9 protein-coding genes are annotated in these 12,083 nt (G+C 54.9%); 2 read left to right on the top strand and 7 right to left on the bottom strand.

All coding sequences use genetic code 11. From position 1 onward, the window contains the following. Nucleotides 1-6: 6 nt before the first annotated feature. The 6 genes from MELB17_RS01315 to MELB17_RS01290 all read right to left on the bottom strand — a co-directional run bounded on the left by MELB17_RS01315 (nt 7) and on the right by MELB17_RS01290 (nt 8,208). A complete protein-coding gene (locus tag MELB17_RS01315) occupies nt 7-2,295 on the bottom strand; it encodes a CRISPR-associated helicase/endonuclease Cas3 (RefSeq protein WP_007348310.1) in 2,289 nt (762 codons plus the stop codon). A 352-nt stretch (nt 2,296-2,647) separates the two neighbouring features. Continuing rightward, the gene (gene phoU / locus MELB17_RS01310) at nt 2,648-3,370 is read right to left on the bottom strand and encodes a phosphate signaling complex protein PhoU (RefSeq protein WP_007348309.1); all 723 of its coding nucleotides are present in this window, start codon (nt 3,368-3,370) and stop codon (nt 2,648-2,650) included. 44 nt (nt 3,371-3,414) lie between these two features. Next, entirely contained in the window at nt 3,415-4,332 is a 918-nt protein-coding gene (gene pstB / locus MELB17_RS01305; RefSeq protein ID WP_007348308.1) for a phosphate ABC transporter ATP-binding protein PstB, read from the bottom strand. Between the two features lie 10 nt (nt 4,333-4,342). After that, nucleotides 4,343-5,620, bottom strand: coding sequence for a phosphate ABC transporter permease PstA (gene pstA, locus MELB17_RS01300; protein WP_007348307.1), 1,278 nt, complete (start codon nt 5,618-5,620; stop codon nt 4,343-4,345). Beyond that, nucleotides 5,613-7,001 carry a phosphate ABC transporter permease subunit PstC gene (pstC, locus tag MELB17_RS01295; RefSeq protein WP_007348306.1) on the bottom strand — a complete coding sequence of 463 codons (1,389 nt, stop codon included), beginning with the start codon at nt 6,999-7,001 and terminating at the stop codon, nt 5,613-5,615. Before pstC ends, pstA begins: the two co-directional genes overlap by 8 nt. Nucleotides 7,002-7,149: 148 nt before the next feature. Then, complete coding sequence (locus MELB17_RS01290) at nt 7,150-8,208, bottom strand: substrate-binding domain-containing protein (RefSeq protein ID WP_007348305.1); 1,059 nt, start codon at nt 8,206-8,208, stop codon at nt 7,150-7,152. Nucleotides 8,209-8,436: 228 nt separating this feature from the next. Here MELB17_RS01290 and MELB17_RS01285 point away from each other — a divergent pair, with 228 nt between their 5' ends. Further along, nucleotides 8,437-8,838 (top strand): acyl-CoA thioesterase, encoded by a 402-nt coding sequence (locus MELB17_RS01285; protein ID WP_007348304.1) that lies wholly within the window; start codon nt 8,437-8,439, stop codon nt 8,836-8,838. A 71-nt stretch (nt 8,839-8,909) separates the two neighbouring features. Then, entirely contained in the window at nt 8,910-9,707 is a 798-nt protein-coding gene (locus MELB17_RS01280; RefSeq protein ID WP_007348303.1) for an undecaprenyl-diphosphate phosphatase, read from the top strand. Between the two features lie 47 nt (nt 9,708-9,754). Here MELB17_RS01280 and uvrD read toward each other — a convergent pair whose 3' ends face one another. Continuing rightward, on the bottom strand, nt 9,755-11,920 hold the full coding sequence (gene uvrD / locus MELB17_RS01275; protein ID WP_007348302.1) for a DNA helicase II: 2,166 nt from the start codon (nt 11,918-11,920) through the stop codon (nt 9,755-9,757). Nucleotides 11,921-12,083 lie beyond the last annotated feature (163 nt).

Here is a 12,083-nt window from a genome sequence, read left to right as displayed (position 1 = left end):
TTTCTCCTAAATCACACTACCCGCCGCAGACAGTAGATTGCCAGGTGGCTGCATGCCCCAAACCGGGTGGTAATTGCTGGTTTCAATAACAAATTTGCCAGCACGTTCGTACAAAGCGCCGGCAGAATGAAGTTGCTTAGCGAGTCTTTCTGGCAGAGTGACGCTGTAGCGCTGGAGTTTCCGATGGGCCCATTTTTGTGAAGAGTCTTTCTCCAGTGCGGCCAACCAAATATGTACCGGGCTTTCTTCATGCCCTTCCGGGCAGAAAGGCACCACAACGCCGATACCGACGTCGTCAATCAGTCGGAATTTTTTGGCGGCCTCCCTGAATTGAATCTCTAAAGGCGCGTCCGGCGAAGTCTTTGCGTGCAGTAACTCGCAAATTCCGTGAGCATCCCGGTTGCCCAGGTAATTCAATTTGGTGAAAAATGCCTGCATAGCCGCAGGGCTGAAGGGGTCGTCGAGTTGGCCGCTCTTGAGCAGTTCCAGAGTCGTTTGGGCCGCCTGGCGCAGAAAACCTGGCGGCGGTAAGGTTTCAGGCTGAAACACAACCACCCTGCCGGGTTGGGGCATTTTGCCCTCGCGGTTACAGCGCCCGGCAGCCTGGGCTATCGAATCCAGGCCAGCCATTGCGCGAAAGACAACTGGAAAATCAACATCGACACCCGCCTCAATCAGCTGGGTGCTGATCACCCGTAGAGGCGTTGTATCACCATTACGCCTTGCTATCAGTTTCTGACGAATCTCCTTGAGTGCCACAGAGCGATGTTCCGCACACATATTGGCCGATAGATGATAGGTATCCCCATCATCCGGCAAAAGTTCGTAGACTGTTTTAGCATCTTGGCGTTTGTTAACAATAACCAGAGCGCAGGCTTCATTGGCGACCTGCCATGCAAGGCTTTCCCACGTTGTAGGTTGGTCAACATTTTGCGGAAGTTCAATCTCGACTCGCTTTAGATTCTGGGCCAGGCCAATTGGGTCAGGAATAATTTCGCTTATGTTGCTCAAACCTTCGTGGAGGGTTCGGTCAAAGGCATCCGTTTGTTGGCCCAGTTCAGGTTGGGTCGCAGTACAGAGAACCCAGGTCACGCCGAAATGATCGCTCATCTGTTGCATGGCTTGCGTAATCGGTGCATGAAAATCCCGGGGAACCTGCTGTGCTTCGTCCAGAATGATGATGCTGTTAACCAGGTTATGCAGCTTTCGACAACGGCTTGTGCGGGATGCAAACAGTGACTCAAACAGCTGGACATTGGTTGTCACAATAAGAGGCGCATCCCAGTTTTCAGCTGCCAGTCTGGAGCCGGCGTTTTCAGCACGCTGATCAATATCCAGGCTGCTATGGTGTTCCAACACCGCGGTGTCCCCAAGAAACCCCCGGAATACGTCTGCGTTTTGTTCGATGATGCTAGTAAAGGGAATGGCATAGACGATTCGGGACTTGCCATGCTGCTTTGCATGCTCGAGGGCAAACCCCAAACTGGCCAGCGTTTTACCGCCGCCTGTCGGCACGGTGAGGCTAAAAATACCAGGGGCTTCATAGGCTTCACGGTGGCATGCTTCAAAAATCGATTTCCGAATGACGTTCAGAGGCGTTTGCTCGGCGTTTTTCTGAAGCGTGCTCATTTTTTCGAAAAACAGACTATGAAGTTCATCTAACTGCGGGTATTGGTTTCTTTTGCCAACCTTTTCAGGAGACATATAACTTTCTGTATCCAGAAAGTCGGCGTCAACAAGGCTTGAAAACAGGATGCGCATCCAGAGAGCAATAGATTTCAGGCTGCGCGCCACATCTGGAACAGCGGGCTGCGCTGCCGTTAACAGTTGTTCTGGGACCCCAGCGGCAAGAGACTCTTGGTATTCTTTTGTTGCTTCAGCAAGCCGGTGCTCCAAAGACCCCCGACCTCCGGACCAATCTGGTAGTCCAGCGTGATGTCCACTAATGAGATAAGCCAGAATGTAACCTGGAATAGACGGCCACTGATTAATTGCGTGAACGGCGCCAGCTGTGGAATGCGTAACCCTGGGAGAGTGCGCTCCTTGTTCCACATGTGCGTTCTCACGCTCAAAGCCGGATGCATCACGGATGTACATTTGAAAGCCGGACCGGTACTTGCCCAGATCGTGCCAAAGCCCCGCAGCAAAACCCCAACCTTCTGACTGGCACTTTTCGGCGAAGCGCGCGCTTAGTTCCGCCACTTTTTCGAGGTGTTCATGAAGCAGGTGGGGCTCGGACCAGCTCCCTTTAGAATCTTGTTTAACGTGAGCGATATAGTTAACTTGTTCAGTCACAAGCTTCCCTCCTCATGCTTTCCGAATGTCGGCACTCTTATCTCTGCTCCGGCCTAGACGAAAACCAGTGAAATCCCCCTATCGTGCTCTAAGTCCAAGGTACGGCCTGTGACAAGACAGTCAGAAATACCAATTAATGACGTCGACGGCTACGCCACTGAAGAAGTTACAACCTTCTGACTTGGAAACCAACCATCACACCCTTTTAATACATCTCTGTTGTAATAAAAGGGTGTAGCTGCCGAACAGGTAGATCGGAAACAACGGCCGCAGACGTCAATTAAACCAGCGCCCTTCAACGCCAAGCAGGCAAGGCATCAACACGAATCTCGGCTTAACGCTAAACTTTACCCTACCGCCCCACTACCCGCTCCGTCTCTTCCATCGGCGTATGGCGTACATCCTCACCCTTAACCATGAAAATCACGTTTTCAGCAATGTTACAGGCGTGGTCGCCTACCCGTTCCAGAGCCCGCAGTACCCACATGATCGACATGCAGCGGGAGATGTTGCGGGTGTCTTCCATCATATGGGTCAGAAGGGTGCGCGCCGCAGCCTGATACTCTTCATCCACCCGTTTGTCTTCTTTCATCACTCGCAGCGCCTGTTCGGCGTCCAGCCGCGCAAAGGCGTCCAGGGAATCGTGCAGCATGGCTTGCACATGGCTGCCAATGTGGCGGACTTCCACGTAGCCCAGTGATGTCTGGCCCTCTGCCTCCAGCTTCAGCGCCAGTTTGGCGATTTTTTTGGCTTCGTCGCCCACCCGTTCCAGGTCAACCACCATTTTAATGACCGCAATCACCAGTCTCAGATCCCGCGCCGCGGGCTGACGCCGGGCGATAATGAGTATGGCCTCTTCATCGATGCCAATTTCCATCTGGTCAACGCCACGGTCTCCCGCGCTCACTTGTTCCGCAAGAACGCTGTCATTGGCGGTCAGCGCCTGCACGGCACTGCCAATCTGCGCTTCCACCAGCCCGCCCATTTCCAGAAAACGGGTTTTCAGTTCCAGCAGCTCATTGTTGAAACGCTGGGAGATGTGATCGCCATACACCTGGTCTTTGTTATTCGGCATTGTATTGCTCCGTAAATAATCTGGCCTTACCGGCACAGGCAGGCTTAGCCGAAACGGCCGGTAATATAGGATTCGGTCAGCGGGTGCTGGGGCGAGGTAAACACCGTGTCGGTTTCATTCACTTCAACAAGGTGACCCATGTGGAAATAAGCGGTGCGATTGGAAACCCGAGCCGCCTGTTGCATGGAGTGAGTCACAATGACGATGGTGTAGCTTTCGGACATCTCGGCGATCAGTTCTTCCACCCGTGCCGTTGCAATCGGGTCAAGGGCCGAGCAGGGCTCGTCCATCAGGATCACTTCCGGACTGACGGCAATGGCGCGGGCAATACACAGCCGCTGCTGCTGGCCGCCGGACATACCGGTTGCCATGGCGTCCAGACGGTCTTTAGCCTCGTTCCACAAGCCCGCCTTGCGAAGGCTGTTTTCGACAATGTCGTCAAGCTCGGACTTGCGATTTGCCAGCCCGTGAATTCGGGGCCCATAGGCTACATTGTCGTAGATCGATTTTGGAAAGGGATTCGGCTTTTGGAACACCATGCCTACCCTGGCCCTCAGTTCAACCACGTCCCGCTTGGAGTCATAGATGTTCTGCTCGTCCAGCTCAAGGGAGCCTTTGACGCGGCAAATATCGATGCTGTCATTCATGCGATTCAGGCATCGCAAAAAGGTTGATTTACCGCAACCAGAAGGACCGATGAAAGCAATAACCTCGTTTCGGCCAATATCCAGGCTGATATTTTTGATCGCCCGGTCTGCGCCGTAGGAAACGTCCACATTACGCAGCTTGAATTTAGGGTCGGCGGTAAATGGCTTTCCAACCGTCTTACCTTCTTCAATCACAGTATCTTCGGGCTTGTCTTCCATCAGGGTATCTTTGCGCCGGCCATCAGGCACAGGAACCGCTGCCCCCTTGCTTCGCATGTCGGCTTCTGCGGAAATACTCGGACTCATCGTGTTCATATCCTTCTCCTTACCAGCGACGCTCAAGCCGCTTGCGCAGCCAGATCGCCAATGCGTTCATAATGATCATGAAGGTAAGCAGCACCATGATAGCGGCAGATGCCAGCTCCACAAAACCTTGCTCGGAGCTGCTCGCCCAGAGATAAATCTGTACCGGCAGCACGGTGGCTGAACTGAAAAGCCCGTCAGGTACATCCACGATAAACGCCACCATGCCAATCAGCAGCAGCGGTGCGGTTTCGCCCAGAGCCTGAGCCATACCGATGATGGAGCCGGTCAGCATACCGGGCATCGCCAGGGGCACCACATGGTGAAGCACCACCTGCATCTTGGAGGCGCCAACACCCTCGGCCGCCTCCCGTATTGAAGGCGGGACACTCTTGATGGCGGCACGGCTGGAAATGATGATGGTTGGAAGCGTCATTAACGCAAGCACCAAACCACCGACGACAGGAACCGACCGGGGCATTCCGAACAGGTTTATGAATACCGCCAAGCCTAGCAAACCAAAGATGATAGACGGTACCGCGGCCAGGTTATTGATATTCACTTCGATAAAATCGGTGAGCTTGTTCTGGGGCGCGAACTCTTCCAGATAGACTGCCGCCGCAATTCCCACGGGAAATGAAATGGCCAGGGTCACCAGCATGGTCAATAAGGAACCGACAATCGCACCAAGAACACCGGCGTTGGCAGGCTCTCTGGAGTCGCCTCGACTGAACAGCACGTCGTTGAAGCTGGTATCGATAATCCCTTTCTGCAACAGCTCGTCGACCCAGAGTTGCTGCTGTTCGGAAAGTTTGATGCTGTACTGCGGATTGTCCGCATGCTTGACGTAGACCGACACCCGATCATGAGTGGGAAACTCAATGGTTTGGGTGGTATTCAAAAGCTCCGGATTTTTTGTCAGTAAATCGCGGATTTCGCTGTCTGCGAAGGTACCCAGAAAACGGCCCAGCTCACGCTTCTCAGCCGCGCTGGCTGCCTGAGGAACCTGCGCCTGCAAGGCGGCGATAATCGGCGCCTTAAAATCCGCGCTAGACCATTGATCTAAATCAGTCGGGTCATCCAGGTACATCATTCCGGAATCGAGAGTCACGTCCAGGGTGATGGTGGTCTTTACGAAACCTGTATGTCCCTTGCTGATGATGTCGGCGAACAGGATAAACAGGGACGCGAGTGCAATGAAAATCGCCAGAATTCCGTACAGCCGGAATCGACGTTCCGTACGGTACCGGCGTTTCAGTGATTTGCGGACGATCTCCGCCTGAGAACGTTGATCAGTCATACTGTTCCCTATATTTACGTACGATTTTCAGTGCGAGTACGTTGAGCAGCAGCGTGACAATGAACAGCAGCATGCCCAGAGCGAAGGCCGAAAGCGTCTTGGCGCTGTCGAACTCCTGGTCACCCACCAGCAGTGTCGCAATCTGCACGGTTACGGTGGTTACAGAGTCCAGCGGATTGGCCGTCAGGTTGGCCGCTAGGCCTGCCGCCATGACCACAATCATGGTTTCACCGATGGCACGGGACGCCGCCAGCAGAATGCCGCCAATAATGCCCGGCAAGGCCGCCGGAAAAATCACCTTCTTCATGGTTTCCGACTGTGTCGCACCCAGAGCCAACGAGCCATCGCGCATGGTCTGAGGTACCGCACTGATCACATCATCTGACAGCGATGACACGAACGGCACAATCATGATTCCCATCACCAGGCCAGCGGCCAAGGCACTCTGAGAAGAGGCTTCAAGGCCCACTATTGCAGCAAGGTCGCGGATAAACGGGGCAACGGTCAACGCAGCGAAAAAGCCGTAAACAACGGTCGGAATGCCCGCCAGCATCTCCAGCACAGGCTTTACCGTCGACCGCATACGCTTGCTCGCATATTCTGAGAGATAGATGGCGGACAGCAAGCCAACGGGCACTGCAACCAGCAAAGCGATGGCAGAAATCAGCAGGGTGCCGGTAAATAGGGGAATAACACCGAAAGCGCCTTCGGAACCTATCTGATCGATCCGTAAAGCGGTTTGAGGACTCCAGCTGGTCCCGAACAGGAACTCAGTAATCGGCACTCTGTCGAAGAAACGCAGGGTTTCAAGAAAGACCGAGAATACGATGCCTGCGGTGGTCAACACGGCCAAGGCGGCACACACAAAGAAGATTCGACGCAGGGTGGTTTCCACGTTTTTTCTGGCGTTTATGTGGGGCGCTACGCGGGTCCAGGCAAAAGTTGCTCCCAACACGGCAATCAACACAACCAGGATGGCCTTAAAGTTCCCGCTCTTGTCTTGCATAGCTTCCAGCAATGAAGCCGCCCCGGTAATATGCTCCGGCAAAAACTCAGGGTTGAGGCTGCCAGCTGCCACGTTGCTGATTTGAGAAAGAATCAGGCTTGCCTGTCCGGCCGACTCGGGCCAGGTATCCGGGGGCAGCGATGCAATCACAATGCCCTGAATGACCTTGTCTTCAAAACCGGCCCAGACCGCTAGCACAATCAATGCCGGGATAGCACACCAAAGTGCTGCTCGCGCCGCGTAATAAAAAGGGAGAGCCTTGAGATTCCGGATGCCGCCAAGGGGCGCTGCCACAGCCCGGGATCGCATATAAGCGAGGCCATAGGCAACCACGGCGAGAACCAGAACCAGGGGCAGAAGATTGGCCGTCTGCATAACAGTCTCTGTGTTGGTGGTTTTAAGTTAACTGGGCGCCTATTCTGCCAGTTTGCCGCATAAAAATATTCATACAACCGCAACGAAACAACGCAGGCTTGAAAGCCCGCGTTGTTTCGTCGTCATCCTTGACGTTGCCTGACTGGCCTTATAACTCGTTACCCGTCATCAGCGTCAGTTCTTTCACTGCTTTGGCAATCCTCATGCGCTCGTTGCGCGGGCTTGGTATCAGGCCTACGTCGACCAGGTAGCCGTTATCACCCCAGGTGCCTTCGCTAGTGAACTCGGAAATGTATTCCTGGATACCAGGAACAACACCCACGTGCGCCTTTTTGACGTAGAACCACAGTGAACGGGCTACTGGATATTGATCGCTGGAAATCGCTTCGGGAGTCGGTTCGACGCCGTTCACGGTCGCGGCCTGGATCTGGCCAGTGTTTTCCATCAGGAAGCTGTAGCCGAAGATACCGAGCGTTTCCGGATCCTGGGCCAGACGCTGAACAATCAGGTTATCGTTTTCACCGGCTTCAACGAACGGGCCGTCGTCACGCATGCTGTGACATACGGTCTTGAACTTGTCTTCGTCCTCGTCTTCCATCTGCGCGATCATGGGGAACTGTTTGCAACCGCTTTCCATCGCCAACTCAACAAACGCGTCGCGGGTGCCTGAAGTCGGAGGCGGGCCCATTACGCTGATGGCAATATTCGGAAGGCTGGCGTCGATTTCACTCCAGTTCATGTAAGGGTTGGCTACCAGCTCGTTGCTACCGTCTGGGTTAGGTACATCTTTAGCCAGTGCCAGGAAAATTTGCTTCAGGGACAAGTCGAGCTTTTCCGCTTCCTTGGAGTTTGCCATAACGATACCGTCAGCACCGATACGTACTTCGGTGATTTCCTTGACGCCGTTGGCCTGGCACATGTCGAATTCGCTCTTCTTCATGCGACGGGAAGCGTTGGTGATGTCTGGGTGTTGGGTGCCAACACCTTGACAGAACAGCTTCAGGCCGCCACCGGAACCGGTAGACTCAATCTTGGGCGTCGCGAAATCGGTGTTACGCCCGAAGCGCTCGGCAACCACGGTCGCAAAAGGATATACCGTTGACGAGCCGACAATGCTGATGGTGTCGCGAGCCATGGCCGGAGCCGAAAGTGCCGCAATTGCGCCAGCAAGGGTTACTGTTGTCAGAGCTTTATAGAGTTTAGTCACCGTGTTTCTCCTGGGTTGCATCACTTTTTATATCGACATCTGCTGTTTTGATGGCCCAAGATTAGGCATTCTCTGTGACAGGTTTGTGACAAAGGCTGAAATTATCTAAATTCACCATCAGAACCGCGAACACACCTGACAAATGGCAGGCGCGGCATTACCATGCAGCCAAACAATTAAGGAATCTGCCAAACTGGCGGTCCGCCACTTTTCTTAAAGGTCTGTGTGATGAGCACTTTTGACGACGACAACCCAATGCCCCTCGGCGAGTTAATCCTGCGAATCATTCCATTCCCCGGCGATACCAACGCCAACGGCGATGTGTTCGCGGGCTGGCTGGTGAAGCAAATGGATATTGCTGCGGCCACTTTGGCAGCCAGGATATCCCAAGGCCGCAGCGCCACTGTGGCTATGGACCGGATGGAGTTTTTGTCGCCGGTGCGGGTTGGCTCGCAGGTTGGCTGCTATTGCGAGCTGATCGAAATTGGCCGTAGCTCAATGAATATTAAAGTAGAAGTGTGGACTATGGACCGCTACTCCGAAGATCGCCGCAAGGTGACCGAAGGCCGCTTCGTTTACGTGGCGATTGATGAAGTGGGCCGTATCCGCGAAGTGCCAGACCAGTCCTGATCCTTGATGTGTGTAATACCTTGGTCTGCTTTAGCGCCCCGGATTGTTGTGAAACCTTGGATTGATACGATATGGACTTTTTTCAGGCGGTTTTTCTTGGCCTGCTGCAGGGGCTGACAGAATTTCTGCCCATCTCCAGCTCTGCCCACCTTATTCTTACACCGGCCCTGCTGGGCTGGCAGGACCAGGGCGTAGGCTTTGACCTGGCCGTTCACGTGGGCACTCTGCTGGCGGTGGTGCTCTACTTCCGCCGCGATGTGTTCGGCATTGCCCGCGACGGCTTGGTATCCATGGTCCAGCGCCGGATTGTGGGCCAGGGCGCCATGGCGTTTTATCTTGTGATAGGCACCATCCCCGCAGGCCTGGCAGGATTGGCGCTGCTGGATATGATTGATAACGAGCTACGCTCACCTGCGATCATTTTCACCACCACCCTGGTGTTCGGTTTGCTGTTGGGTGTGGCCGACTGGATACCCAAACGCGATCGCTCGCTGGACTCCATTCGCTGGAAAGACGCGCTGATTGTTGGCCTGGCCCAGGCCATTGCCCTGGTGCCCGGCACCTCGCGCTCAGGCATCACCATCACCGCCGGCCTGTTTCTGGGCCTCAGCCGCGAAGCAGCATCCCGCTTTTCATTCCTGCTGGCCATCCCGATTACGGCGCTGGCGGCGAGTGTAAAAATTCTGGAAGTGGCGATGACGGACACCGCTGTAGACTGGACGGGCTTTCTGATCGGCGGCGTTACTTCATTCGTTATGGCCATCACAGCCATCCACTTCTTCCTGAAGTGGCTGAATAAAGTGGGTATGTGGCCATACGTGGTTTACCGGGTGATTCTGGCTGGGGTGATTTTTGCGGTTCTGATGTAGGTTTGGGTTTTGGCCGCAGCTTTTACACCGTGCAAACAGCCAAAGCTTTAACAAGCCTCCAGCGGCGCATACGCCAATACCAGCCACTTGGCACCGTCATCAAAGTTAACCTGAATCCGGGTGTGATGGCCGCTGCCTTCGCTGTTCATCACCGTGCCTTCGCCGAACTTCGGATGCATAACCTGCTGCCCCAGGCTGAAACCCGACTGCTTGGCCGATTCCTGGCTGAACATACTTTCGTTAGGCCGCGCCACCATGGCCGGGCGGGTCACCGTATTGCGCAGCCGCACTTCTTGAATACAGTCGCCAGGGATTTCCCGCACGAACCGCGACAGCGCATTGAACTTTTCCTGACCGTACAAACGGCGGGATTCGGCGTAGGTGATTATCAGCTTCTTCATCGCGCGGGTAATGCCCACATACGCAAGACGGCGCTCTTCCTCCATACGTCCCGGTTCCTCCAACGACATGCTGTGGGGGAACAGACCTTCTTCAACGCCGGCCATGAACACCAGCGGGAACTCCAACCCTTTTGCAGAGTGCAGAGTCATTAACTGCACGCTGTCTTCGTGGTCTTCCGCCTGAGCTTCACCAGCGTCCAGCGCAGCCTGGGCGATGAATTCAGACAGCGGATCAATGCCCTCCTCCACTTCGTAAGTCGTCAACGCATTTACCAGCTCTTCCAGGTTTTCTACCCGCCCCTGGCCCTTTTCACCTTTTTCGCTGGCGTGGTACTCCTTCAAACCGCTGTCGTCGATGGTCTGCTGCATTAGGCCATGAAGGGTTCCATGTTCCGCCAGCGCAGACAGTTCTTCGATGATCGACAGGAATTTCTGCAATCCGGTTTTTGCGCGGCCTTTCATCTGGCCGGCGTCCAGCATGCGCTGGGCGGATTCCCACATTGAGATGCTTTGCTTGCCGGCGTATTGGCGCAAATCGGCCAGGCTTTTGGCCCCTATGCCCCGCGGTGGCAGATTTACCACCCGCTCAAACGCAGCGTCGTCGCGGCGGTAATGCACCAGGCGCAGGTAAGCCAGTGCGTTGCGAATTTCCTGGCGATCATAGAAGCGCAGGCCGCCGTAAACCCGGTATGGGATGCCTTGGCGCATCAGCGATTCTTCCAGTACGCGGGACTGGGCGTTGGAGCGGTAAAGAATCGCGCATTCGGCGCGCAGATTGCCGTCTTGCACCCAGCTGGTGATGGTGTCGGCAATGTAGTTGGCTTCGTCTTGCTCGTTAAACGCGGCGTAAAGGCTGACCGGTTCACCGTCAACCCCGTCGCTCCACAGTTCTTTACCCAAGCGGCCCTGATTGTTGTCAATCACCGAGTTGGCGGCTTTCAGGATCAGCTTGGTAGAGCGGTAATTCTGCTCCAGCTTTACCAGACGGGCGTTGGGGAAATCGCGCTGGTACTGCTGGATGTTTTCGACTTTGGCGCCGCGCCAGCCGTAAATAGACTGGTCGTCGTCGCCCACCACGGTTAATGGCACGCGGTTGCTGGCCAGAACTTGCAGCCAGGCGTATTGAATGGCGTTGGTGTCCTGAAACTCGTCCACCAGAATGTGCTGAAAGCGCTGCTGGTAATGGGCCAGCAGTTCCGGGCGGTGCAGCCAGAGTTCGTGAGAGCGCAGCAGCAATTCGCCAAAATCCACCAGGCCGCTTTGCTGGCACAGTTTTTCGTACTGGCGGTACACCCGCACCATGGTGCTGGTGAAGTGGTCACCGGGATTTTCCTGAATATTGTCAGCGCGCAGACCTTCGTCTTTCTGGCTGCTGATCCACCACTGGGCCTGCTTGGGCGGGAACTGGGTTTCGTCGATTTGGGCTTCGCGCATTACCCGCTTCACCATGCGCAGCTGGTCGTCGCTGTCCAGTACCTGGAAGTTTTCCGGCAGGTTTGCGTCTTTCCAGTGGGCGCGCAGCAGGCGATGGGCAATACCGTGGAAGGTGCCAATCCACAGGCCGCGAGAGGGTATGTTCATCATCTCCTCAATGCGGTGGCGCATTTCCTTGGCGGCCTTGTTGGTAAAGGTCACCGCCAGAAGGCCGGTTGCCGGTACCCGGTTCACCTGCATCTGCCACGCCATGCGGTGTACCAGCACCCGGGTTTTGCCACTGCCGGCGCCGGCCAGAACCAGCAAGTGATCGCTTTCTGCCGTCACCGCCTCGCGCTGGGCGTCGTTCAGGCCGTCGATAATGTAGGAAACGTCCATAAAATATCGCTACTGGTTAAATAAACAGGTCGGAAAGTATACCAGCCTTGAATCGCCCTTGCCGAATACGGGTGCATGGGGGCAAATTCCATGGGTTTTAGCCAAAAAAACGGTGAGCCGCGGCCCACCGTTTTAGTTCACTCTTTCACGCTTTCACGCTTTC

The organism is Marinobacter sp. ELB17 (assembly GCF_000169375.1).
Classification (GTDB): domain Bacteria; phylum Pseudomonadota; class Gammaproteobacteria; order Pseudomonadales; family Oleiphilaceae; genus Marinobacter.
The sequence above is the reverse complement of the archived record's forward strand: the minus strand, read 5'-3'. Positions and strand labels throughout refer to the sequence as shown.